Genomic DNA, 24,788 nt, shown 5'->3' with positions numbered 1-24,788 from the left:
TCGTTTTACCGGCCGCTCATGGCGTTCAGTGCGTTCTTCACCGATCCATGCTGCAACAGTAATGTTTTCGCTTTTTCGTAATCGCCAATATTCGCTTTCTCCATCAGCATCTTAATGCCTCGGTCTACCAGTTTATCGTTGGTGAGCTGCATGTTCACCATCTTATTATCTTCCACACGTCCCAGTTGGATCATTAAAGACGTAGAGATCATATTCAGCACCAGTTTTTGTGCGGTGCCGCTTTTCATACGGGTGCTGCCGGTTACGAATTCCGGGCCCACTATCACTTCGATAGGATAATCGGCTACCTGGCTTACCGGGCTGTTGGGGTTGCAGGCGATGCTGCCCGTCAGCACATTATGTTCTCTGCACGCCTTTAACGCGCCAATCACGTAAGGCGTAGTGCCACTGGCGGCTATACCTATCACCACATCTTTCTCGGTGATCTGCCATTGCGCCAGGTCTTTCCATCCCTGCTCCATATCATCTTCCGCATTTTCCACCGCTCTCCTGATGGCTTTGTCGCCGCCTGCTATCATGCCTATTACCAGGTCAAAAGGAACACCATATGTGGGCGGGCATTCAGATGCATCCAGAATGCCTAACCTTCCGCTGGTGCCTGCGCCCAGGTAAAACAACCTTCCGCCGGCCAGCATTTTATCGGTGGCAGCCAGTACAAAAGCTTCTATTTCGGGGATGGCCTTTTTTACAGCCGCCGGTACGCCTGCATCTTCCGTATTAATGTTGTTCAGCAGCTCGTTCACGCTCATCTGCTCTAAATGACGGTAGTTGGAAGATTGCTCGGTTATTTTTATAAAATCTTTCATGTTCAGGCTTTTCAGTTTCCTTGTAATGCAATTTCATTTTGTTTCCCGGAAATAAGCCAAAGGCCCAGGAATGTAATAAGGCCGTTGATAAACAACAGTTCGAGGCCTATCTGGAAATCACCGAATATCTGTTTCTGGTATTTATCTAAAATAAAACAGAGGATGGGTGATATAATCACAATAACAGGTACCAGTTTGTCCTTCACACTTCTCTTCGTTAAAATCCCGAATGCGAACAGGCCGAGTAGCGGCCCGTAAGTATAACCGGCGATCTTTAATATTAACCCGATCATGCTGGGGTTGTTCATCCATTTAAACACCATCACAAAAAGAAGGAACAATGCAGCAAATGAGAGATGCACGATCTGGCGGGTGGTTTTTTTCTGTTTGTCGGTCATTTGCTGGTTGCGCTGTATACCGAGAATATCTATACAAAAAGAAGAAGTTAAAGCCGTAATAGCACCATCAGCACTGGGGAACAGCGCGGAGATCAGTGCGATAATAAAGATAATGGATACCGCGCCTGGCATATATTGCAAAGCAATAGTGGGGAACAGCGCGTCACCTTTCGCATCAATGCCTTTTGCTTCTGCAAACAAGTGTAACAATCCACCGAGGAACAGGAACAGGAGTACCACGGCCATGAATATCACAGCAAAGGTCATCATGTTCTTCTGCGAGTCTTTCAATGTTTTTACGCTGATGTTTTTCTGCATCATTTCCTGGTCCATACCCGTCATGGTGATAGATATAAAGGCCCCGGCAATGATCTGTTTGAGGAAGAAAAACTTACTCGCCGGGTCGGTGACGAATATGTTGGAATAGCCTTTGTCTGACAATGCTTTTGCGCCATCCAGCAAACTCATATCGAGGTTGCTGAGGATGTACCATACACAAACAATGAGGCCTATCAGCATACAACCGGTTTGCAGGGTGTCGGTCCATACAATGGTTTTTACGCCGCCTTCAAAAGTGTACAGTAATATCATCAGTAATATTACCAAAGCCCCAAACCAGAAGGGGAGGTCAAAGTTTTTAAGAATGGTGAGGTGCAGGATGTTTACCACCAGGTATAACCTGGCCGTAGCACCCAGTATGCGCGACAGGATAAAGAAGGAGGCGCCTGCCTTATAAGAGGCAAAGCCCAGCCTGCCCTGCAGGTAATTATAGATAGAGGTAAGGTTCATGCGGTAGTACACCGGCAGCAGCACAAAGGCCACCACGGCATAACCAATCAGGTTACCAATAATGATCTGAAAATAAGAGAACGACTCAATACCAACGGTGCCAGGTACGCTTACAAAAGTAACCCCGCTAAGCGAAGTGCCTATCATCCCAAAGGCTACCAGCATCCAGTTGGAGCCGCGGTTGCCGATAAAGAACGATTCGTTATTGGCATTACGGGAGGTAAACCATGCTACAACCAGTAAAATCAGGAAGTAAACAATGACGAGAGAAAATAGTAATACTGGTGACATAATTGAATTTAGTTGTTTGTTATAGTTTGTCTCTTAGCCTGTAAATATAGCAGAATAAGGATTTATATATAGCCTGTTATGTTCCTGAACGCCGGTCATGATAAATTGTTGTTACCGGCCTTATTCCTTCCGGCTGTTTAACACCGCCTTGTAAAACACGTCCAGCGCCAGCGGACGTATGTTCACCTTCGCCGGACCGTAGGTTTTTCCATCATCCGGGTACACGCGGTTGGTGAGGCAGATGTAGATCATATTATAAGCAGGGTCGGCCCATACAAAAGTGCCTGTATAACCGCTGTGCCCGAAGGAGCTGGCCGATGCGAGGCCACTGCTGCTCGGCAGATTGTCGGCCACCCTTGCAAAGCCCAGTGCCCGGCTGCTTACTTTTGATTGTCCCGAGGTGAACAGCTCCACCGTGGCTGGTTTGTAAAACGTTTCGCCGCCGTAACTGCCCTTATTTAGCAGCATCTGGAACAGGATGGCCATATCATTGGCATCCGCAAATAGTCCTGCATGACCTTCCACGCCGCCGGCCATCGCAGCGCCGGGGTCGTTTACGTAACCCTGCACCAGCATGTTGCGAAACCAGTTATCGTTTTCGGTAGTAGGAACAATGCGCTGGCGGGTAAAGCGGTTGCGTGGCAGGTAGCCCATAGTTTGCATGCCCAGCCTGGCGTATAAGCCGTTATCCAGGTATTCGTTTAAAGGTTGATGGGTGATGTTTTCTACCACCTCCTTCATCATATACATGCTTACATCGCTGTACACGTATTTGCCCCTCGTTAACACCGGCGAGGCCAGGGTGACGGGCCACATTACACTGTCAAAATAGCCTGCCCGCAGGAAATAGCCATCTGCCACCTTAGTAGGGTAGAGGGCGGAAGAGTCGTGGCTCATATCGCCCGGTTGCAGTTTTTCAAAGAACTTAATATAAGGCGTATATCCCGCTTCGTGCAGCAGCGCCTCTTTGATCTTAATATCTTTTTTGTCGGGGATGTTTTTATTAACCGTTACATATTGGCTGATGGGGTCTTCCAGTTTCAGTAAGCCCTTATCATACAACCCCATTACGGCCTGGGTGGTAGCACTTACTTTGGTAATAGATGCGAGATCGAAAATGTCATCGGGCTGGCTGGCCTGGGAACTGATGTTATAGGTATGGTGGCCATAAGCTTTGTGGAAGATTACTTTTCCATCCTTCACTAATAATATGACTGCAGATGGGGCCGAATGGGCGGCAATGCCTGCAGTTACTATAGAATCGATGTTGTTCAGTTGTTCGCTGTTCAGTTTTACAGATTCGGGGAAAGCGTATCCCAACCGTGTTTTGCTGGTGGTAAAGCCTGCGCCTTTAGGGAACAAGCCGTAAGCTGTTTTCAGCCGGCCACTTGCCGCCATGCCACCAAAAATTATTTGCGCAGCCACCGAAGCATTCATCTCGCTATCGTCTTCATTCCAGATAACCGGCGATCGAAATGCTCCCAATGAAGCCAGGTTTTGTGCGCCGCTGCATACAATTATCAATTGCCGGTTATTTTCTATCTGTTTTAAAAAGTTGATTAAGGGGGTATTAAGGGAAGATAAACGAACGATAACAAGGTTGTAAAACTTCAGTTGATCATGCAGGGCGTGGAAGCTTTCTGTACTGCTAATGGTATCTATATAAAAACTTTTAACGGCTTTATAGCGCCCTGTAATACTATCAAATACAGGCGCCTGGCGGTCGTTGTAATGAAGTACGGCCGCATGATAACGGGAAAGATTTTCCAGCGGTATCAGGTTAGCCTTGTTGTTGAGCAATACAGTTTGCTGTTCCGCCTTACGCAGTGCTTCCGCCTTTGCAAGGCTCGTGGAATGTTGTTGCGCATAGGTAGCCGTGAAACTTAAACAAAGAATAAAAGCCAGGTATTTCTTCATTCCTGATAGTTAGTAATGGAGGCGCTGTAACGCGCCTCCATTATAGTTTGTGTTAAATGGCCGGATCGGCAGGTGTATTCGTATTGTTTAATCTTTCCTGGTCCGGGTATGGATAGAAGTTTCTTGTTCTTTCGTAAGTCGTGGGCACCGGGTTCAGGTTGGCTGGTGGTGCCGGGCGACCAAAACGGCGGCTGTCTTCGAGGCGTAAGCCCTGTAAAAACAGTTCGGCCGAACGTTGTTTGTATACTTCGGTGAGTAAAGCGTCGGCGGTTAATGGGCCGCTGTAAGCCGGCAATGCCGCGTATACCCCAAACGGATCGCCCGTGGTTTGTGTGCGTACTTCATCGATAAATGTTTTGGCCACATTCAGGTCACCATTGCTGCGGATGATAGCTTCTGCTTTTAACAGGCGTACTTCATCGGGCAGGTAAACCGGAATGGGTTTGTCGATGGCATCGAAAAAGCCTTTGATCGTTTTAAGGGTTTCGCCACCAACAACTACATCGGGCGTGGAGAGGTAGAAGTTAAGGCGCGCATCACCGGCCTCAAATAAACCCGCAGGTAAACCAAAGTTCGCACGGGGTTTAAAGTTAGCGGCAATTACTACCTGGTTGTAAATAGGGTTCTGACTTTGTGTGGTATAGTCGAACTGCGATTTGGTAGCCAGGTTTACAAGGTTAGCTGCGGTGAGCGAGGGTGCGTACCTGCCCAGCATCATGTTTATACGGGCGCGGTAGGTATTAATACAATCCAGCAGGATAATATTGCTACCCAATACACGGGTGTTGAACTCGGTAGATGGTGCATTGGCGGCGATAGCAGCAACGGCTGCATCCAGCAGGTCGATGGCGTTTTCGAGCCCTGCCTGCCTGGTAACGAAGCTAACGTTGCCTGCAGTAGAAGTAGTAATCGGGAATTGTTCGTATGCAGTAGCCAGCCCCGTAATGGTCATCGCTTTAAACAAACTGCCAAAGGCAACAAGCCCTGTTTGTGTCGGCAAATCTGCTGCCAGTATCACTTTCGACTGGCTCATCAGGTTGTCGGCCATGCCCATGGCGCGTAATTCAGCGCTCCATAGATTGAGTATGTTGGCATTAAAGGTCGGTAGCGCAGTACCGCCGGCTTCCAGTTCCAGTACGTTGGTAAAGGTGGATACGCCTTTTAATTCACGGCTGGTTACTCCTACTGCGTTAATCAGGTTTTGTACGCAGGACTGTGAATAGTATTGTTTTAAACCCACCGCCAGGGTAATCATACCTTCGCGGGAAGTGAGTATCTGGTTATCGGTAGGCCCGTTGGGATTGGTGTAGTCTAATTTACAACCGCCCATGGCCAGCATCGCTACGGTAAGCCCTATATAAATTGATTTCTTTTTCATGTTGTTCAGCATTTAATCGTCCGGTGAAAATTAGAAGTTAACGTTAAGGCCCAGCTGGAAAGTTCTTGGTAAAGGTACTTCCACGAAGTCGAAGCCTCTTACCGCGTTATCCTGCCCGGCGGCGTTAATTTCAGGGTCGTAGCCGCTGTAGTTATCGATAGAGAAAAGGTTCCTTCCGGAAGCAACAATGCGCAGGTTTTTCAACCTGCCCGCATCTGGAACCAGGTTGTAGGCGAGCGACAGCTCACGCAGTTTCACGAAGTCTCCTTTCTCAATCCAGTTTTCGAAGATGGAGAACAGGGCGGCGCTGGTACCTTTAGGAACCTGGCCTTTCAGTTCTGCTTCATATCCTTTTAATCCACCGTAGTTGGCATTATCGCCCACGCGCCTGGTAAAGTTGAACACATCGAAACCGAGCATACCGTCCCACTGCATACGCAGACTGAACTTTTTATAGTTCAGGTCGTTGATCCAGGAAACAATGTGTTTAGGATTTGGATCGCCGATTACTTTACTGAGGATGGTGCCGCTTGGCTGACCGTTGGCATCGCGTTGTGTGGTGTAAGTACCGTTAGCACCCTGCACACCTCTTTCACGTTGTGGTAATCCTCCGGGCGTAAGCAACAGGGAGCCGTCGGTATTACGCGCATAGAAGGTGCTGTAGAAAGCGCCGAGTGCGTAACCGTTAACAGCGGCTACCTGGCCAAAGCCACCGGCAAAAGGCAATATGCCATTACCTTCTACTCCGTTAATCACGTTCGTATTGTGCGTATAGCTCAATGTAGTTACCCATTGGAAGTCTTTGGAATTTACAGCTACGGCTTTCAACATCACTTCTATACCTTTGTTTTTCATTACGCCCACGTTCTGGAAACGGTTGTTGTAAGCGGTGCTTGGTGCCAGTGTTCTGTTCAGGATCATGTCCTGGATGTCCTTGTTATAATAACTGAACTCCACACTGATCCTGTCTTTTAAGAAAGAAAGGTCGGCACCCACTTCAAACTCACGTTGCCTTTCCGGTTGGATATTCGTATTGCCAAGTAAAGGAGCAGTAATATAACCAGTAGAGCCGCTGTAATTAACCGGGCTATAAAGGGAGTAGCGATCGTAAGCACCAATGGCGGTAAGGTTGCCTGATTCACCCCAGGCTGCACGGATTTTCACCAGTGGCATTACTTCGCCCAGTTTAGAATCGCGCCAAAAGTCTTCTTCGGAAAGCAGGTAAGCGCCGCTCACTTTAGGGTAGAACTGCCAGCGGTTATCAGGACTGTATACAGACGATGCATCGAGCCTGGCCGCACCGGTTAAGTAAATCTTATCAAACAACCCAATCGTTTCCTGCAGGTAACCGCCCATAATGGAACGTTCGGTTCTGTTTTCAGTTACCGTAGCTGTACCGTTGTTCACCGTTTCTCCGAATGTGCCCAGCTGTAACGCTTTTGCCACCAGGGTATTAAGCCTGTCGTACTGCATCGTACCACCAATACCGGTAGTAGATTCCAGCCAGCTGTTCACTTTTTTACGGTAGCTGGCGCTCAGGTCGTTGTTGGTTTGTAATACAGTGGCATTCGCTGTTTGAGAGAAACCTCCATCGTAAGACGGTGTGGTGTTTTTAGGCGGAATATATGCGGTTGATATCTGTGTATAATTATCCAGACCGAAAACATAATCGATGTTCAGGCCTTCGATAGGTTTCGCGTTCAGTTGCAAACTACCGATGAAGCGGTTTACTTTCTGGCGGAACTTAAACCGGTCGATCGCTTCCAGCGGGTTAGTCCTGCGCAAAATAGCGGTAGGGGCGGTGGAAGGATAAATACCTGTCACCGGATCTTTTTCCGGGTTTACAAAGTTGTTGGCAAAAATGAAGCCTGTTAAAGCACCGTAAGCTTCGGTAATACCACCGTTCGGAATTTCGTTGCTGCTGCTTAGTGTATAGTTCGCACCGCCGCTAAGTGTAAAAATCTTACCCAGCTTCTGTGATAAATTCACCCGGAGGCCATTCCTGTTAAAGTTGGTGTTTTTAATGATACCCTCGTTATAGAAGTTCGAAAGCCCTATATAATAATGGGTAGCATCGGTACCGCCGGCAACAGAAAGTGAGTTGTCGGTCCCAATACCAGTATGGAATATATCGTCCTGGTAATCGTAACGCTGCACGGCTGTTTTGGTGGTATCGGTTACAGTGGCATTGTTAAAGCGGAAAGGATATTCGTTGTACTCCAGCTTTTTACGAACGCTGTTGGTTTTAAATGCGGTATTAAACGCTATCTGCGGTGCGCCTGTTTTACCTTTTTTAGTAAAGATCTGCACCACACCATTGCTCGCACGTGATCCGTAAATTGCCGATGCTGCGGCACCTTTAATGACTTCGATCCTGTCGATGTCTGCAGGGTTCAGGTCTACCAGCCTGTTTTGTGCATAACCGCCAAGGTCTATCAGTTGTTTGGATTCATTGTTGACGATAACGCCGTCCACAATGTACAACGGGTCCGAACTGCCTACTATGGAGCTGGGGCCGCGGAGCCTTACCGAAATACCACCTGCCGGGTTGCCCGAGTTCTGACTGATAGTGGCACCTGCCACTTTGCCTTGTAAAGCTCCGTCAATGCCGGTAGCAGCAGTGTTTTGAATTTCTTTGGATGATACGGTAGAGATAGCGTTTGTCAGTCTCTTTTTGGAAGTAGCTACGATGTTACCGGTTACTACAATTTCATCGAGGCCTAACACATCTTCCACCATGCTTGCATCTGCTGTGATAGGTGTGCTGCCATTTACATCGATTTTTTTCTCCACGGGTTTAAAGCCAATACTGGAAAAAATGAGTGTATAGCTGCCGTTCTTCAGGTTACCTGTTAGTTCGTACTTGCCATCGGCGCCAGTAAATGCGCCGGTATTAGTGCCCTGTACCTGTACGGCAATAGTAGGCAATCCCTTGCCATCTGCTCCTGTTACCGTTCCGGAAATCCTGGTCTGCGCGTAGGTAAATAGGGACACCAGCTGCAGGACCAGGCCCAGGGAAAAGAATTTCCCCTTTACCCGCCCGGCCAATAAATTTCTTATCATAAACCCAGTTTTAAAAAGTGAAGAATAGTAAATTGGTTGGATACTTCTCGCTTACATGACTCTTAGATTATTTCGATGCCTGTGGCCTTGTATGGCTGGAGAGTTTCGTGTTCAGGATCGAGTTCTGTAACAAGGGTGTGAATGCAGTTAAGGTCGCAAACCTTAATACGTTGTGCAGTGTTTAATTTTTCGGTGATAGACAGGGAAGCTATGCGGTCTGACGACTCTATCATCGCCTTTTTAACTTCTACCACTTCCCAGTCGTTGTCGGTAATACCGTTTTTGATGTCTATTGCATTCGTGCCCAGGAAACATAAATCGGCCCTGATGCCTTTAATTCTGGAGACCACACTTCCGCCGATAGAGATCTGCGAATTTTTTGAAATTTTGTCGCCAATGAAAATCACCTCGATGTTTGGATGATGAATGTATTCATAAGCCGCTGGTAAACTTACTGTAATAAACGTAGCCGTAAGCTCCGGTGGGAGCGACTTTGCCAGTTCTATTATCGTTGTACCGCCGGATGTAAGTACGAACATGCCATCTTTAATAAGGCGACAGGCTTTGGTGGCGATACGTTTTTTACTGTTTAATGCGTATACGTGATCAGAAGCTATGGAAAGATGGAAGGATTTGGAAAGAGCGCCGCCGTGGGCTTTAATTAATTTACCCTGTTTAGCCATTTCGTTCAGGTCGCGGCGTATCGTATCTTCAGACACCGCCATTTGCTGGCTTAGGTCTACCGACAATACTTTGTTATGCAAATTTACCTGGTGTAAAATAAATGACTGCCGCTCCTTTTTAAGCATAAACAAATGATTTTGGCCTCTCTTACAAACTTACTTTATTTTTCACAAAAACGCAAAAAAGTGCATATTTTTACTTCAATACCTGAATAAAGCTGCAAATAATCCTATTCAAACAACCAAAACACGCATATGAACCAGAACATTTCCCGTTTACACGAAATTGCCGGCCGCGGGCAACGTTTAATTATTGGACTGATGTCGGGGACTTCTGTAGATGGACTTGACGTAGCCTTATGCCGTTTTAGCGGTACGGGCATGGATACGAATATAGAACTGGTTGATTTTGAAACCGTTTCTTACGGAGAAGACTATAAAAAGGAGATCGCCGCCGTGTTCTCGAAGAAGATGGCCGACCTCGAAAAAGTTTGTCTTTTAAATGCCTGGGTGGGCACACAACATGCAGCCATTATATTGGACTGCCTGCGGAAATGGGGCAGGCAACCTTCTGAAATAGACCTGGTAGCCAGCCATGGACAAACGATTTTCCATGCACCTAAATCCCTGCACAAACAAGCAAAATTCGGCAACGCTACCTTACAAATCGGTGATGGCGATCATGTGGCGGTACATACAGGGATTATTACCGTGAGCGATTTCCGGCAAAAGCATATAGCAGCGGGGGGAGAAGGCGCACCACTGGCAGCTTACGGCGATTATCTCATCTTCTCTAAAAAAGATGAAAACAGGATAATGCTAAATATTGGCGGTATTGCCAACTTTACCTACCTGCCTGGTAGTCTTGATGCTGATGCCGTGTTTTGCAGCGACACCGGTTCCGGCAATACGTTGATGGACGCTTACATGCGCATACACTACGGAAAATATTTTGATGAGCATGCAGGTGTGGCGTTACAGGGGAGTGTAAATACATCATTGCTGGCGGCGCTAAAGGATCACCCCTTCTTCCGTCAGCCTTTCCCTAAAACTACAGGCCCTGAGTTATTCAACCTGGCCTACCTGCATCATGCGAAAGAAGTTTCGGGAACAGTTGATATCAGTCATGAGGATACGATGGCCACGCTCAGCCGCTTTTCTGCAGAAACTATTACGGAGGCAATTAAGTCGGTAACTGACAACGGTAAAGGATTCCGGTTTTACGTAAGCGGCGGTGGGATGCATAATCCGCTGTTGATGCGGCATATTACCGAACTGTTGCCTGGTTGTACCTTTTTGAGTACCAAAGATCTGCATATCAATCCCGATGCGAAGGAGGCCGTACTATTCGCTGTGCTTGCGAATGAAATGATATGCGGCGGATCTGTGAACTTCGGGAAAGGAAGAAACGGTATCCCAAACGTATCGATGGGCAAAGTGAGTTTCCCCTCCTGAGTTTTCCGTAAATTTGAGAAAATGTGTAGCTGATGCCGGTACCGAAAAAGATACTTTCCCGTAAAGACGAAATTACTACAGTGTTTCTCCAGATCATGGAAAACCATTTCGAAGACGTTCTCAATGGGAAGGCCGATGATATGTATCATTCAAAGAATTTTGCGGAGTTGATGTTCATTCACCCGGTGCATCTTACCAATACCATTAAACTAACTACCGGAAAGTCGCCGTGCGACTGGATGGAAGAGCGTACTATAGCGGAAGCGCAGAAGATGTTGGTGGAAACAGACATGTCTGTGGCTGACATTGCTTTTAAACTCACCTATAAAGAACCTACCAATTTTATAAAGTTCTTCAGGGGGATGTGCGGTATTACACCGCTGCAATACCGTAAAAAGGTACTCCAGGAGCAAAATACTTAAAAGTGGATCATTTTTAGGGTGTAAATACTTAAGAGTGCATCATTTTACCTACTGCCGCTGTCATAGTTTTGTATTCATAAAACAAAGCATATGGCAACAAATAAAATAGCATTGGTAACCGGCGGCAGCCGTGGTTTAGGTAAAGAGATGGTATTGAGCCTTGCCGCAAAGGGCGTGGATATTGTTCTTACCTATAACAGTAAAAAAGATGAGGCAGAGCAAGTGGTCGAGCAAATTACGTCCATTGGCCGTAAAGCCGCGGCCCTGCAGCTTAATACCGGCGAAATAAAATCCTTTGATAACTTTATTATCAGTCTTTCCAGCACACTGAAAAACACTTTCGGAGCTTCGCACTTCGACTATCTCGTAAACAATGCCGGTATTGGCATTCATGCATCATTCGCAGAAACCACCGAGGAGCAGTTCGATACTTTGATGAATATTCACTTAAAAGGTGTGTTTTTTCTTACCCAGAAGTCACTGCCTATATTGGCCGATGGCGGTGCTATTGTAAATGTATCTACAGGTTTGGCACGCTTTAGCCTGCCGGGCCATGCAGCCTATGCCGCTATGAAAGGAGGGGTTGAAACACTATCGCGCTATATGGCCAGGGAGCTGGGCGCCCGTAAAATAAGAGTGAACGTAATTGCTCCTGGTGCCATAGAAACTGATTTTGGCGGTGGTGTGGTAAGAGATAATGATGAGATGAACGCACATATTGCTTCGCAAACCGCCTTGGGCAGGGTAGGGCTGCCTGATGATATTGGCAAGGTAGTAGCGTTTCTCTGCAGCGATGATGCCAAGTGGGTTACTGCGCAACGCCTGGAAGCTTCGGGTGGTATGTTCCTCTAAAAAAGTAAAGGCGCTCTCGCTTATAACGAGGGCGCCTTTTTTATAGTTGGTTATGCAGTTGCTTCCATTGTGTTCATCAAGGCCAGAGCCTCTTTGGGCGATTGCAAATGCAACTGGTACACATGTTCGGCACCGCCATTGCGGATCTCGAAATTATTTTGTTGCAAGGCATCAACGATGTCCTGTGCTACCACATCCGGCGATAGCTTAGGCCCGTTGAAATCTTTTACCAGCTCGGTATCTACCAGCGGAGGGAAAACCTCGTATACCTGTATGTTGGGCGCAGTTTGTTCCAGCGTAATGCGCAGTGATTGCGAATAGCTGTGTAATGCCGCTTTGGTTGGACCATAGGTAGGAAGTATGGCGCTTGGTACGTAGGAGGCAACTGATTGTACGTTGATGATCGCCGCCTCTTTGCTTTCTTTCAGCGTGGGTACAAACTGGTCGATGAGGTTCAGTACGGCGAAATAATTAATTTCCATTTCATAACGGCCGTTCTTTACTGCCGATTCCCCGTTCAGCAGATTATAAGCCACGCCGGTACCGGCATTATTGATCAGTATATCCAACCCGCCGCCAGCTTTTACTTCCTTTACCAGGTTGTTTACATCGGTTTCGCTGGTTACGTCCGCTACAATGTAAGTTGCATTTTCGAGCTGTGCTACCGCACTTTTTAACCTGCTTTCTGTACGACCTGTGATGATAAGCTGGTTGCCGTTACCGGAAAATGCTTTGGCAATAGAGAAACCAATACCTGCTCCGCCACCTGTTACGAGAATTCGTTTGTTACTTGTTTTCATGATGTTTGTATTTTAAGACCAATCGGTCTTTTGTTAGAGATAAAATATAGACCGTACGGTCTATTATTGGTGAAAAAAATATTATTTCGACTGGATATCTATTTCTTTTTTGAGTGAATCGATGGCCGTTTTAATAGCCCTGGTGCTGTTCTGCATCCTGCTGACCCACATAGCACCTTCGATCAGACTGAAGGCATTAATGGCGAAGCTTTCTGCATCAAACCCCTTTTTAAATTCGCCGGCCTCAATGCCTTTTTTAATAATCTTCGCGATGCGGCTTTGTGTGGCGGTAATAGCCTTCGCGATCTGTTGTTTGATTTCCGGGTTAGTGTCATCGGCTTCCACACCAAAGTTGACCATTGGGCAACCGGATGCGCCTTCTTTACCGGGCTGGCTTTTATAGAACTCCAGTAATTCCAGTAATTGTGCTTTGTAAGATGGAAGTCCGGCCAGTTTTACTTCGATCGCGGTATTTAATTGTTGCAGCAGGTAGTCCAGCGAGCGCGCACATATTTCTTCTTTGTTTTCAAAGTTTCCATAAATACCACCCTTCGCCATTTGCGTAGCCTCCATGATATCACTGATAGAGGTGCCCGCCATTCCTTTTCGGTTGAAGATCGGCGCCGCCTTCTCAATGATAAACTGTTTGGTACGTTCTGCTTTGTTCATGATGTAAAATTAGACCGATTGGTCTTATTTGCCAAATTTATTTTTCATGAGCCTTTTAGACCTTCCAAGGAGTAATAAGCAGAATTCGCTTGAGAAAAGGTTGTTTTTTAGCAAAATAGCGGTTCTCTGTATTTTGTTTTAGATTGATAATTAAATAATTATAGTTCCATTTGACTATGCTAATGAGCGTTTTAGCGTTAGCCGTTCAAAAAAAACTTTTCCCGTTTGTAAGTAATTTCTTCAAATTCGTTGTCCTATCATCGGAAACGGCCAGAAACCGTTTTACTTATTTAAACCACGTGAAGACAGTGATACTGGAATGAGTCCCAACCAAACGGATCATATAAGAGAACTGCAAATGCAGATTGCGCGTTATGGAGATGAGCAGGCCTTTTCCAGCTTGTTCAGGCTGCTGTATGATCGCCTGCTTCGTTTTGCCGTGCAGTATGTGCAATCGCACGAGGCCGGTGAAGAGATTGTATCTGACGTATTTGTAAAAATCTGGAACCGCCGGGCCGGCCTGATGGACGTGGACAACCTGGAAGTATATCTTTTCGTAGCAGTAAAAAACCATTCTCTCAACTATCTTCAGCAATACTCATCGCTTCGCATTACCCCTTTGGATACCGGTTTATCGCAATTGAGCGCATCTGCCGATCCGGAGAAGGAAATGGAGTGGAAAGAAATGCAGGTAAAGCTGGATGTGGAAATCAACCGTTTGCCGGAGCAGTGTCGCAGGATTTTCAGGCTGATAAAGGAAGATGGGTTTAAATATAAAGACGTTGCCGCTATCCTGAATATTTCGCCCCGTACAGTAGAAACGCAGTTGTTTCGGGCCATCCGTCGTTTGAACGAGGCAGTGGCGCCGTTATTACCCTCACGGCCGGGTAAAATAAAACCGCCGTTACTCGTACTGATTTCTCTTTTGTCTTCCTGGATGTAAGGTGTTTCATCCGCCTGAACCTGCCTTTGCTATGGCCGGCCTGCTCATCCACAAAAAAATATTTCATTCCTGTAAGTAGTTTTTCCTTTTTGCCTGTCCTTAATCGGATAACAGCTCTACTAATCATATGATCAACGAAGAACAATTCATTTTTCTGGTTGCCAGGAAACTGGCGGCGGAAGCCACCACGGAGGAATTGCGCGAGCTGGACGAGCTGTTGCGGGATAATGAGCCCCTTAGGGCAAGGTTCCATCTGATGCAACAATATTTTACTTCTTCGGCTGCTCAAACAGCTGCTAATACTGAGCAGGCATTGGAGCGTACGCTGGGTAAAATCAGGCATGGCAGGGAGGAACAATCACTTAAAGTACACAGTAACCGTTGGAAGTGGATGGCCGCAGCGGCCGCCTTAACAGGTATAGTCGTGGCTTCGGTAATGTTCTGGCCCACCGGTCGTACCGCCAACCTCGCTGCTTTAAAAACACCGGCCGACACCGCGTTGTGGTTATCGCGCCAGAACGGCAAGGCTACACGGGCAGTGATTGAACTTGCCGATGGCAGTAAGGTTTGGCTGAATGCCGACAGTAAAATGCAGTATCCTCCGGTATTTGGTAAAAACAGTCGCGAGGTATACCTCAGCGGCGAAGCGTTTTTTAATGTGGCCGCCAATCCGGACAGGCCATTTATCGTACACCTGGCGCAGGGTACCGTTAAGGTATTAGGTACTTCTTTTAACGTGCGTGCTTATGAGAACGAACCGGTGCAAACTTCTGTAACTACCGGCAAGGTAGCTTTCATACCGCGTTATGTGGGAAACAATCAGCCCGATACCATTCTTATTACACCCGACGAAAAAGTGACTTACCGCCACAACAGCGGCGACGTAATCAAGGAAACTACATCTGCCGAAGATGAAAAAGCCTGGACGGAAGGCCGCCTGGTATTTAAGGATGTAGCACTGGAAGACATTTGCCTGGAACTGGAAAGAACATTCGGTAAAAAGGTAAAGTTCCAATCGGATGGGCCTAAGCAGTTCCGGCTCACCGGTTCCTTTAAGGACAATAGTTTACAGGATATTATGTATTACCTGGCCCGGTCAAAAGCGTTCCATTACACGATTACAGACAGCCTGGTCATCATCAATGAGTAACACCACCACAAATAAATAAGTCAACGTAAAAAATCAACTCGCTAAACGTTATGAAAAGACCGCTACCCAATCAGGGGCTTTTCCGTTTGTTGTGTTCCGCGTTTATGACATGCCTGATTACATTTGGCATGGCAGATCTAAAAGCGCAAAATGCCTATGCCGCCAACACGTTGCGCCATACGGCATTTGATCAGCAAGGAAACGACTCCCGTAAACCACTTGAAAAACGTATCAGCCTCCAGGTAAAAAACGCCCGGCTGGCCGAGGTACTTGAAAAAATTGAACAACAGGCACCCTATGTATTCGTGTTTTCGAACGACGATATCAGTGCTGTACAAAAAATTTCCCTTAACGTTAAAGACAAGAGGCTGGCGGAAGTGCTGGAGATGGTTTTATCTCCGCTGGACATCCGCTATGAGCTCATCAGCGACAAGATTATCCTGAAACAGGGAAACGTGTCCGCCGCCGTAAATTCACAGCAGGAGAACGTGACCATTAAAGGTCGGGTGGTGAGTGATAACGGTGAGGGCATTCCAGGAGTAAACGTTCGCCTGCAAAGTATGCCTAACATTGGTACGGTTACCAACGAAGAAGGCAACTTCACCCTTCAGATACCTAACACCGAAGTAAATGGCACATTGCTGTTCTCATCTGTTGGTTTTACAGCCAGTCAGATTGCCATTAACGGCCGTACTACACTTACGGTATTAATGAGCAACGATTCTAAAGAACTGGGAGAGGTGGTTATCACCGCTTATGGTTCTCAGAAAAAGAAACAGGTGACCGCAGCCATTAGTACCATATCCACAAAAGATATTGAGAACAGGCCCGTAACCAATATGTTCCAGGCGCTGCAGGGTAATGCGCCAAACCTTACACTGCAACAGGCCACAGCCGAGCCAGGGGCTCCGATGGTGCTGAACATTCGCGGTGTGGGTAGTCTTACCGGCAACGCGCCGCTGATTATTATCGACGGTGTACAGACTGGTAACGATGGTTTGCAAAACCTGAACCCAAATGATGTGGAAAGCATTTCTGTATTGAAAGATGCGGCTTCTTCCGCGATATACGGCTCTCAGGCAGCAAACGGCGTTATCTATATCACTACCAAAAGAGGTAAACAGGATCAGCCGCCTGCAGTAGCTTATAATGGCATGTACGGATGGCAAATGCCCACAACATTACCCCGCCAGGTAGAAGGTTGGGAATATATGGCACTGAAAAACGAAGCGCTGGTTAACTCTGGCAAAACACCTCAGTATGCGCCACAGGAAATTGCCGACTGGAAAACACGTGGCTCGGAGCCTGCTTATCTGCGTGAAATGATCCGCAGGTATACGCCGCAGCAGAACCACAGCATCAACCTTACCGGTGGTGGTAAAAGCAGCAGCTACCTGCTTTCGCTGGGTTATGTTAACCAGGGCAATATGTTAGCTAACGACTATGTGTCGGACAACCAGGACCTGAACTACAAACGTTACAACGCCCGCGCGAACGTTTCGGTAGATATCAGCAAATGGGTAAAGGCCAGTGTGAACCTGGCGTACACCAAATCGTATTTTAACAGGCAACGCGCCGATATCGGCTTCCTGATGCGCGACGCCATGCGTACGCCGCGTATTTATGCGATTAAAGATTCGCTGGGTAACTATGTGGTGCCTGCCCTGAACAGCAACAACGTGTTCGCGCAACTGCAATATGGTGGGTTTAATAATACTGACAGAGATAATTTGCTGGGTGGATTGGATATCGTGATTTCTCCTGTCAATCACTTCAAAATTAACCTGAACGCTTCCGGCAATTATACGATTAATACGAATAACGCCCGTACCAATAAGTATTCATACGCTCCATATTATACAACGGCTAACCCGCCCATGTACAATTTCTCGGAAGCGTCTTCTTACAAAGACCTTACCACCAACGTGTATGCCACCGCTGAGTATGAAAATACCTTTGGTAAACATTACGTAAAAGGTCAGGTTGGTGTGCGTAGCGATGCAATCAACGAGTTTTACGGCATGCGTGCTTCCCGCGCGGGTGTTACCAACCTGGACCCGGACTGGGCTATTGGAGGCGGATATATTCCGAACCCCGATGGTACCTTTAACTACGACCAGATCGGTACGTACAACGACATTGCCAACCCGGCGCTGTATGCCCTTAACTCGCTGTTTGGCCGGGTTAACTATGTATACAACGATAAATACCTGGCGGAATTTACCTGGCGTTACGACGGCTCCTCTAAACTGGCGCCCGGTCACCGCTGGCAGTTCTTCCCGGCCTTTTCTCTCGGCTGGCGTGTAACAGACGAAGCTTTCCTGGAAGATGTGAAAGACAGGTTCGGTAATGTGAAACTCCGTTATTCTTGGGGACAGGTGGGTAACTCCAATATCGGTGGATTCAACTACCTCGCCCGTGTAAACCTCAGTGCAGCAAAGTATCCGTTTAACAATACCGGTAACGCCGGGGCTGATTTTACCGCGTTCAACGAACTGCTGGAGTGGGAAATTTCAACGATGGCCAACTATGGAGTGGATGTAGACCTGTTCAACAATGCGCTGACTGTTTCATACGACTTCTTCAATAAACGTACTACAGGTATTTACCTGGCGCAGGTAGTGCCTGGTACTGCGGGTATCGGCTCATCTATCCAAAACGTAGGTGAGGTAGAAAACAAAGGTTGGGAACTGGCGGTTACTTACCGTGCGCGTACCGGCAAGTTCAATCACAACATCAGCGCTAACCTGAGCGATAACCTGAACAGGGTGATTAAGTTTGGGCAGGAGTCGATTCGTGGTTCCGATCTCACTTATATTATCCGCGAAGGTTTCCCGATTGCTTCTTACTTCGGTTACAAATCCGATGGCCTGTACCAGAACCTGGACGATATCAAGGGTGCGCCTAAAGTGCCTTTCGCGTTTAACCAGCAGGTACAGCCGGGTGACGTGAGGTATATCGACAGGAATAAAGATGGAACTATTGATGCAGACGATCGTTTTGTGTTCGGTAATCCTTTCCCGCGTTATACATTCGGTTTTACTTACAACGTAAGTTACAGCAACTTCGACTTCACTATGTTCTGGCAGGGTGTGGGTAAACGTACCCAATACCTGCGCGGCGATATCGTGGAAGCATTCCATAATAACGAAGACCACGCCATGGTGCAACACCTGGACCGCTGGACGCCTACTAATCCCGGTGCTTCTTATCCGCGCCTGACCATTGGTACTGCGAATGCGAACAACTTTGCTTACTCCGACTATTGGATGTTTGATACCAAATACCTGAGGTTAAAGAACCTGCAGTTGGGTTATACACTTCCGAAATCGGTAACCGGGGCCGTAAAAATGCAGAGCGCACGTGTGTACTTCACCAGCCAGAACCTGCTTACGTTCATGCCCCGCCGCTTCCGCGAAATTGGTGTAGATCCTGAGTTTACGCAGTTCGATGATAAGCTGGACTTCAGGAACTATAACGCTATTGCAGGCCGTAACTATCCTAATGCCGCGACGTTCGCATTTGGACTGGATATCAAATTCTGATAAACAAAAGTTATTATGAAGAAACTATTATTAATGATAAGTTGCACCGCGATGTTGTTCAGTTGCCGCAAGCTCGATCAGCCGAACACACGCGAGTTCACCGACGAAGCTTACTGGCGTGACAGCCAGGATGCACTGGACGCGCTGGCCAGCTGCTACGAAAATATGTCCAGCGACTTTTACTTTTTCGGTAACGAAGCACTGAGCGATAACGCATTTGTAAACGGTACCGGTTTTAACGGTGTGTCGCTGATTGCAGGTGGTAGTTACGATCAGGCTAACGGCCGTGTGAATGATGAATGGGGGTACCGTTTTCGCGCTATCCGCAAGTGTAACATTGTTACCGAAAACATTAACAGGGTACCGGCCATGGATGAAACGTTGAAGAAACGTATTGTTGCAGAAGCCCGCTTTATCCGCGCTTACTCTTACTTCGAACTGGTAAACTGGTTTGGTGATGTTCCTTTCTATACCAACCTTATCACCATTGATGAAGCTAAAACAATTAGCCGCACTCCCAAAGCCACCATCCTTCAGTTTATATTGAAGGAGCTGTCTGAGATCCGTGCTGACCTGCCTACCAACAAGCAATATGCAGAAAAAGACAGAGGGCGTATTACCCGTGGCGCAGCTATCGCGCTTACGGCAAGAGTAAGGTTGTTTACAGAAGAATGGCCCGAGGTAAAGAAAGAATGTGAACTGCTGATGAACTCCTCCGAGAACGGTACTTACAGCCTGCTTCCTAACTACGCAGACCTTTCGAAAGTATCGTCCGAGTTTAATGACGAAGTGATACTTGATCTGCAATATGGAGGTGGCCGCACTTTTGGTACACAACGTAGCTTCCTTCCGCAAACATTATCCCTGTTGCGCGCCACACTGGTGCCTACACAGGATTTGGTGGATGATTATATCATGACCAATGGCCGGGCCATTGGTGAAGCCGGTTCTGGTTACGATGCCAATAATCCTTATGCTAACAGGGACCCGCGCCTGGATGGTACCATCCTTCGCCATGGTTCTACCATCAGCGATCAGGAAGGTAAAGTGCAGACCATTCTTACGCTCCCAGGTTCTAATCCAGCCACCAATACAGTAGAAGACCAGGGCGCATCGCCTACCGGTTATTACTTCTATAAGTTCAGCGAAGTAACTGCCGCTAACTTCGCTTCTACACTCAATCTGCCTCTTATCCGTTATGCTGATGTGTTGCTGATGTATGCAGAAGCCATGGCAAAAACAGAAGTAATGGATAAGGCTGTTTGGGATAAAACAGTGCGTGCGTTACGCGTTCGTGCCAAGTTCACCGATGCTGCGGCTACAGAGTTTCCAACTGGTGCCACACAGGCACAGTTGCTTACCATCGTGAAACGCGAGAGAAGAGCCGAACTGGCGTTTGAAGGCCTGCGTGCTTTCGATATCCGTCGCTGGAAAATTGCAGCCACGGTGCTTAACGTGCCCGTTCGCGGTATTAAAGTTACTTCCGGCGCTTTCAATAAAGATCCGAATGGCTATATTATCGTAGAATCAAGGCGTTTCATCGATCCTAAACATTACCTCTGGCCTGTGCCTACCTTTGAGCGCGACCAAAACAAAAACCTTGGCCAGAACGACGATTGGCAATAAACACTCTTAAAAATTCTGTTATGAAAAGATATATAGCTGCTTTAACAATGTCCCTGCCTTTACTGGTAGCCTCTATGCTTACCGGCTGTAAAGATGATTACGAACTCAATACGAACATACAGCCCGTTGACAAGCTGACGGCGCCTGTAAACGATAAATTCACCAAACTGCAGCCCGCAACAAGCGCTGCGCTCTCGTTTGAATGGGACCAGGCCCGTGCAGAAGACGGTTCGCTGGTGCTGTACGAAGTGGTGTTTGATAAGGCTGACGGTAACTTTACCACCCCGATCGGTAAAATAGCTTCTGATGGCGGTGGTATTCAGAACAGGCTTACCCTGTCGCACAAAGACCTGAACAGTCTGGCGGGTAAAGCTGGTATTGCTGCACTCGGCACAGGTAAGATCAAATGGACCGTAAACGCTTCTAAAGGTTACAACATCCAGGCTGCCAAAGAAAGCAGGACAATTGAAGTAGAAAGGCCTAACGGTTTTGCTGAAATTCCAGTGGATCTTTACCTCACAGGTGCAGCTACAGAGGGCGGTGCTACCCTGGCCAATGCGCTCAAATTTAAGTCTACCACCGCGGGCGTATTCGAACTGTACACTTCTTTGAAAGATGGTAAATACCAGTTTGCCGACCGCAATACCGGTACGCCTAACTTGTATTCCATGGACGCAGGTTTACTGAAAGAAGGTGGTGATAATACACAGACTGGTACTAAAGTTTATCGCATTCGGCTGGATTTTAACAATGCAACGGCTACCGCTACTGAACTGGGTACAATTGGCCTTTGGTTTGCGCCGGATGACAAGTTCCTGTTTGAAATTCCGTACATCAGCAATGGCACCTGGAGTATTCAGAACCAGGTAATTACATTCAGGGCCGAATCATGGGGTAGGGATGAACGTTACAAATTCCGTATGAAAACGACCACGCCCGCCGGTGTTGCTGCAGACGAATGGTGGGGTAGCGCGAATGCGGATAACCAACGTCCTACCGATGCTACTGCACTTTCTTTCTGGGAGCTGAGATCCGTTTCCAGCGACCGCTGGCAGAACAGCTTTAAGTTTAAAGCCACTGTAGACACAAAAGCCAATGACGTAAACGTTTACTTCAGGGCCGATAAGAATTATACACACGAAGTAATCGTAAAATAACCCGAGTATGCGTAATTACTTAAAACAATTATCCGTAAGCCTGCTGGTGGCTGCATCTTTTAGTTCCTGTTTAAAGGAGCCGGTAGATGATGGTCCGGGCCCCGGCGCCGGTAAAACAGCTTATGTTTATAACTGGCCACTGATCGCGGATTCATCTTATACTTCCCTGCTGGCTAACTTTTACAATGCCTCAGGCAAATATTTTAACGAGAATAATTCAGGCAAAACCACCTTTCATTACTGGCCCAATGCCCATGCGCTGGATGTACTTACCGATGCTTATATCCGTAAAAACGATCCGCAGGTAAAAGCCCGCATGGATGATCTGCTTGCAGGTATGAAGGTAAAGAACGGTAACACCTATATCAATCATTTTTATGATGATATGGAATGGATGGCACTGGCCTGTATCCGCGCATTTGAAGTAACCAGCGATGTGAATTACAAAACCACCGCGGAACTTTTGTGGAACGACATCAAAGGTGGTTGGGACGACAGGTGGGGCGGCGGCTTCTACTGGACCAAAGATCGTGCGAACAAAAATACACCGGCCAATGCGCCTGCCTGTATTATCGCATCCCGCATGTACCAGTTAAACCGCGATCCGGCAGACCTGGATTGGGCGAAGAAAAGCTACCTGTGGCAAAAGAACAATCTTACCGACCCTATGACCGGTTTGGTGTGGGACGGACTGGATGATACCGGTACCAACAAAGCCTGGAAGTTCACTTACAACCAGGGCGTATTTATTGGCGCTGCTGTAGAATTATATAAGATCACCGGCGAAGCCGTGTATATGGCCGATGCGCTGCGTACTGCCAATAATGCACTTACAGGCGATTTTACCACCGGTAATATCATGAAAGATGAAGGTGGCGGAGATGGCGGGTTGTTCAAAGGCATACTGGTACGTTACATGATGCTGCTGATTACCGATGGCAGCCTTAGCAGCACTGATAAAACCAAGTTTGCGAACTTCCTGAAGCTGAATGGGGAAACACTCTGGCTGAAAGGTACTACCCGTCCGGCTGTTGTATACGGTCCTAACTGGAACAATAAAGTAACGAACACCGATCTCACTATCCAGTTGAGCGGTGCGATGCTGATAGAAGCGGTAGCAAAACTTAAAGACCTTGAATTAATAGACTAGTATCCATTTATTGGACGTGATCCGAAGTTGATCATACCTCAAGCAAAAGAGCGGATAAGCCACCAGGTTTATCCGCTCTCTTTTTTATCAAATGTATTGCTACCTGCGTACTTTGAACTTTCGGTCTGCCTGAGCAGTTTCGTTAACAGGTTTGCCAATTTGGGCAACTGTGTACGTTACCAGGTTCTCCTTATCTTGAATTTTCCTTCCACTTTAGCTGTGTTCTGCAAAAGAGGACCGTGGCCTGCCGGTTCAAGGAGGAATGTGCCTTCGAAGAAGCCATTAGGCTCGCCGATGCTGGTAATGGTAATGCCGCCGCCGCTGGCAACCAGCCGTTCGTTATTGATGTAAGAAGCGGTGTAGTTGTCAACACCGGTGATGTGATAGTGGACATGTGTGCCGGTGGGAGCAGTTGGTTCTTTAAACGGGAAGGTGCCTGTGCCGCCGGGCCATCTGCCAAAAACAAATCGCCCTGATGCATCACCATCTGCTTCTGCTATGGAATAATACCCATCGGCAAATTTCACCGAAGGAGATGCAGGCTGTGTAAACCATTCTCCACCGTTTACGCGAACAGAGATTTCGCCGTCCACGATTGTAATATGAGTGATAAGCAGGTAAACACCTTTTTTTCTTAAGTTAATATTTACGGTAATGGCAACCGGGTTGGGTGAACCGGGAACAGTACCAGGAGCGGTATAGGTAGCCTCTTTGTTACCTGCAGCCACTTTGAGCTTACCTGCCCCCGTAAGTTTCCAGCCCTTTATGTAGTCTTCCGTGCCTTTAGCTCGTTCACCAATGGGTTGGGTGTTACCTTGAATTGGTGCCAGCAAATCTGCATCTGACCATACTTCCAGGATCGCGGATTCATTAACAGATAATGTGCTGGCGGTTGTGGTAATTTCGAAAGTTTCAAAAAAGCTCCAGTCGCTGAAGTGATCTGTTTTTACAGATACTGTTTTATTCGTTTTATCGAGTACTGGATCTACGATACGCTGCCACACACCATTTGCATCCTGAAATGCAATGCCCAGAGCTTCCGGGACCGTATTGGTAACATCTTCATCCGTATATGGGAAGGTGATGGTCACCTCTTTCGCAAATGTTACGTTGTGCGGTGTAATGCGGTAACCACTGTGAATCCCCATTGGATTGTTATTGGTAATACGCTGGATGGTAACATTCTGATCGGCAGTAAAAGCGCCAGCCGGAATTGTTACTGTCATTTGTCCGTCGAGGCTGCTCAGTGTTCCTCCGGCGGCTCCGATCGTTTTTTCCGCCTTTGCCGTTTCCTCCGGTGTGCCCACCGGCGTTACTTTGCCAGTACCAGGTGTTACGGGAAGTTCGTTTTCTTCTTTGTTCTTGTCGCAGGCGGTTATGGCTAACAAGCCTGTCAGGAGGTAAACTGCTAAACGTTTCATAATAGGTGTACTTTTGGAGTTTGATCGTGTCGCCGTAAGCTTGGCTCCGGCAATTTAGTTTTTGGGATATTCCGGGATGCAAATTAAAGGAAGGATGTAGTCGGCGGATTGCTTAAGCACCGAAATGACGGTTAGGATGCCCGGGATGTGTAAAAAGGCGTTCGTGAAAAGGTTTGCCAGCAATAGCAGGCCCTGCTTGGTTGGGGTACGGGGCATTTGCCAATGAGTTAGTCGCCTGGCTAACAGGTAACG

General features: G+C 47.3%; 18 protein-coding genes. 9 read left to right on the top strand and 9 right to left on the bottom strand.

The genetic code is table 11. From position 1 onward, the window contains the following. Window positions 1–5: 5 nt before the first annotated feature. The 6 genes from murQ to QZT80_RS13365 form a co-directional block, all read right to left on the bottom strand. A complete protein-coding gene (gene murQ, locus QZT80_RS13390; RefSeq protein ID WP_295122559.1) occupies window positions 6–827 on the bottom strand; it encodes an N-acetylmuramic acid 6-phosphate etherase in 822 nt (273 codons plus the stop codon). A gap of 11 nt (window positions 828–838) precedes the next feature. Next, window positions 839–2,305 carry a sodium:solute symporter gene (locus QZT80_RS13385; RefSeq protein WP_295122557.1) on the bottom strand — a complete coding sequence of 489 codons (1,467 nt, stop codon included), beginning with the start codon at window positions 2,303–2,305 and terminating at the stop codon, window positions 839–841. 120 nt (window positions 2,306–2,425) lie between these two features. Then, on the bottom strand, window positions 2,426–4,222 hold the full coding sequence (locus QZT80_RS13380; protein ID WP_295122555.1) for a serine hydrolase: 1,797 nt from the start codon (window positions 4,220–4,222) through the stop codon (window positions 2,426–2,428). Window positions 4,223–4,274: 52 nt separating this feature from the next. Beyond that, window positions 4,275–5,600: a RagB/SusD family nutrient uptake outer membrane protein gene (locus tag QZT80_RS13375; protein ID WP_295122553.1), complete on the bottom strand. Its 1,326-nt coding sequence runs from the start codon at window positions 5,598–5,600 to the stop codon at window positions 4,275–4,277. A gap of 30 nt (window positions 5,601–5,630) precedes the next feature. Then, complete coding sequence (locus QZT80_RS13370) at window positions 5,631–8,663, bottom strand: SusC/RagA family TonB-linked outer membrane protein (protein WP_295122551.1); 3,033 nt, start codon at window positions 8,661–8,663, stop codon at window positions 5,631–5,633. A gap of 62 nt (window positions 8,664–8,725) precedes the next feature. After that, entirely contained in the window at window positions 8,726–9,472 is a 747-nt protein-coding gene (locus QZT80_RS13365) for a DeoR/GlpR family DNA-binding transcription regulator (RefSeq protein ID WP_295122549.1), read from the bottom strand. Window positions 9,473–9,601: 129 nt separating this feature from the next. Between QZT80_RS13365 and QZT80_RS13360 the strand changes: the two genes are divergently transcribed. From QZT80_RS13360 to QZT80_RS13350, 3 genes are all read left to right on the top strand, one after another. Beyond that, window positions 9,602–10,801 (top strand): anhydro-N-acetylmuramic acid kinase, encoded by a 1,200-nt coding sequence (locus QZT80_RS13360; RefSeq protein WP_295122547.1) that lies wholly within the window; start codon window positions 9,602–9,604, stop codon window positions 10,799–10,801. A gap of 32 nt (window positions 10,802–10,833) precedes the next feature. After that, window positions 10,834–11,223, top strand: coding sequence for an AraC family transcriptional regulator (locus QZT80_RS13355; protein ID WP_295122545.1), 390 nt, complete (start codon window positions 10,834–10,836; stop codon window positions 11,221–11,223). Between the two features lie 90 nt (window positions 11,224–11,313). Then, window positions 11,314–12,075 (top strand): SDR family oxidoreductase, encoded by a 762-nt coding sequence (locus tag QZT80_RS13350; RefSeq protein WP_295122543.1) that lies wholly within the window; start codon window positions 11,314–11,316, stop codon window positions 12,073–12,075. Between the two features lie 50 nt (window positions 12,076–12,125). On the opposite strand, the gene QZT80_RS13345 is transcribed toward QZT80_RS13350, so the two are convergent. Then, window positions 12,126–12,875 (bottom strand): SDR family oxidoreductase, encoded by a 750-nt coding sequence (locus QZT80_RS13345; protein ID WP_295122541.1) that lies wholly within the window; start codon window positions 12,873–12,875, stop codon window positions 12,126–12,128. A gap of 81 nt (window positions 12,876–12,956) precedes the next feature. Next, complete coding sequence (locus QZT80_RS13340) at window positions 12,957–13,544, bottom strand: TetR/AcrR family transcriptional regulator (protein ID WP_295122539.1); 588 nt, start codon at window positions 13,542–13,544, stop codon at window positions 12,957–12,959. A gap of 319 nt (window positions 13,545–13,863) precedes the next feature. Here QZT80_RS13340 and QZT80_RS13335 point away from each other — a divergent pair, with 319 nt between their 5' ends. The 6 genes from QZT80_RS13335 to QZT80_RS13310 all read left to right on the top strand — a co-directional run bounded on the left by QZT80_RS13335 (window position 13,864) and on the right by QZT80_RS13310 (window position 23,115). Continuing rightward, on the top strand, window positions 13,864–14,487 hold the full coding sequence (locus tag QZT80_RS13335; RefSeq protein WP_295122537.1) for an RNA polymerase sigma-70 factor: 624 nt from the start codon (window positions 13,864–13,866) through the stop codon (window positions 14,485–14,487). A 127-nt stretch (window positions 14,488–14,614) separates the two neighbouring features. Beyond that, a complete protein-coding gene (locus QZT80_RS13330) occupies window positions 14,615–15,637 on the top strand; it encodes a FecR family protein (RefSeq protein WP_295122535.1) in 1,023 nt (340 codons plus the stop codon). A 128-nt stretch (window positions 15,638–15,765) separates the two neighbouring features. Beyond that, complete coding sequence (locus QZT80_RS13325; RefSeq protein WP_295122533.1) at window positions 15,766–19,182, top strand: TonB-dependent receptor; 3,417 nt, start codon at window positions 15,766–15,768, stop codon at window positions 19,180–19,182. Between the two features lie 15 nt (window positions 19,183–19,197). After that, window positions 19,198–20,808 (top strand): RagB/SusD family nutrient uptake outer membrane protein, encoded by a 1,611-nt coding sequence (locus tag QZT80_RS13320; RefSeq protein ID WP_295122531.1) that lies wholly within the window; start codon window positions 19,198–19,200, stop codon window positions 20,806–20,808. 20 nt (window positions 20,809–20,828) lie between these two features. Next, window positions 20,829–21,965, top strand: coding sequence for a SusE domain-containing protein (locus QZT80_RS13315; protein WP_295122529.1), 1,137 nt, complete (start codon window positions 20,829–20,831; stop codon window positions 21,963–21,965). A 7-nt stretch (window positions 21,966–21,972) separates the two neighbouring features. After that, window positions 21,973–23,115, top strand: coding sequence for a glycoside hydrolase family 76 protein (locus tag QZT80_RS13310; RefSeq protein WP_295122527.1), 1,143 nt, complete (start codon window positions 21,973–21,975; stop codon window positions 23,113–23,115). Window positions 23,116–23,291: 176 nt separating this feature from the next. On the opposite strand, the gene QZT80_RS13305 is transcribed toward QZT80_RS13310, so the two are convergent. Then, window positions 23,292–24,536, bottom strand: a complete 1,245-nt coding sequence (locus QZT80_RS13305; protein ID WP_295122525.1) for a hypothetical protein — start codon at window positions 24,534–24,536, stop codon at window positions 23,292–23,294. Between the last annotated feature and the right edge of the window lie 252 nt (window positions 24,537–24,788).

The organism is uncultured Chitinophaga sp., from assembly GCF_902168175.1.
Classification (GTDB): Bacteria; Bacteroidota; Bacteroidia; order Chitinophagales; family Chitinophagaceae; genus Chitinophaga.
Note: the sequence above shows the minus strand (reverse complement) of the source record. Positions and strands in the feature narration are given on the sequence as shown.

Bases quoted from the DNA above. Each gene is read 5' to 3' on its own strand.
- QZT80_RS13365 (WP_295122549.1), bottom strand. From the start codon at position 9,472: ATGCTTAAAAAGGAGCGGCAGTCATTTATTTTACACCAGGTAAATTTG.
- QZT80_RS13360 (WP_295122547.1), top strand. From the start codon at position 9,602: ATGAACCAGAACATTTCCCGTTTACACGAAATTGCCGGCCGCGGGCAA.
- QZT80_RS13340 (WP_295122539.1), bottom strand. From the start codon at position 13,544: ATGAACAAAGCAGAACGTACCAAACAGTTTATCATTGAGAAGGCGGCG.
- QZT80_RS13310 (WP_295122527.1), top strand. From the start codon at position 21,973: ATGCGTAATTACTTAAAACAATTATCCGTAAGCCTGCTGGTGGCTGCA.
- QZT80_RS13355 (WP_295122545.1), top strand. From the start codon at position 10,834: ATGCCGGTACCGAAAAAGATACTTTCCCGTAAAGACGAAATTACTACA.
- QZT80_RS13330 (WP_295122535.1), top strand. From the start codon at position 14,615: ATGATCAACGAAGAACAATTCATTTTTCTGGTTGCCAGGAAACTGGCG.
- QZT80_RS13380 (WP_295122555.1), bottom strand. From the start codon at position 4,222: ATGAAGAAATACCTGGCTTTTATTCTTTGTTTAAGTTTCACGGCTACC.
- murQ (WP_295122559.1), bottom strand. From the start codon at position 827: ATGAAAGATTTTATAAAAATAACCGAGCAATCTTCCAACTACCGTCAT.
- QZT80_RS13375 (WP_295122553.1), bottom strand. From the start codon at position 5,600: ATGAAAAAGAAATCAATTTATATAGGGCTTACCGTAGCGATGCTGGCC.
- QZT80_RS13335 (WP_295122537.1), top strand. From the start codon at position 13,864: ATGAGTCCCAACCAAACGGATCATATAAGAGAACTGCAAATGCAGATT.
- QZT80_RS13370 (WP_295122551.1), bottom strand. From the start codon at position 8,663: ATGATAAGAAATTTATTGGCCGGGCGGGTAAAGGGGAAATTCTTTTCC.
- QZT80_RS13305 (WP_295122525.1), bottom strand. From the start codon at position 24,536: ATGAAACGTTTAGCAGTTTACCTCCTGACAGGCTTGTTAGCCATAACC.
- QZT80_RS13385 (WP_295122557.1), bottom strand. From the start codon at position 2,305: ATGTCACCAGTATTACTATTTTCTCTCGTCATTGTTTACTTCCTGATT.
- QZT80_RS13345 (WP_295122541.1), bottom strand. From the start codon at position 12,875: ATGAAAACAAGTAACAAACGAATTCTCGTAACAGGTGGCGGAGCAGGT.
- QZT80_RS13315 (WP_295122529.1), top strand. From the start codon at position 20,829: ATGAAAAGATATATAGCTGCTTTAACAATGTCCCTGCCTTTACTGGTA.
- QZT80_RS13320 (WP_295122531.1), top strand. From the start codon at position 19,198: ATGAAGAAACTATTATTAATGATAAGTTGCACCGCGATGTTGTTCAGT.
- QZT80_RS13325 (WP_295122533.1), top strand. From the start codon at position 15,766: ATGGCAGATCTAAAAGCGCAAAATGCCTATGCCGCCAACACGTTGCGC.
- QZT80_RS13350 (WP_295122543.1), top strand. From the start codon at position 11,314: ATGGCAACAAATAAAATAGCATTGGTAACCGGCGGCAGCCGTGGTTTA.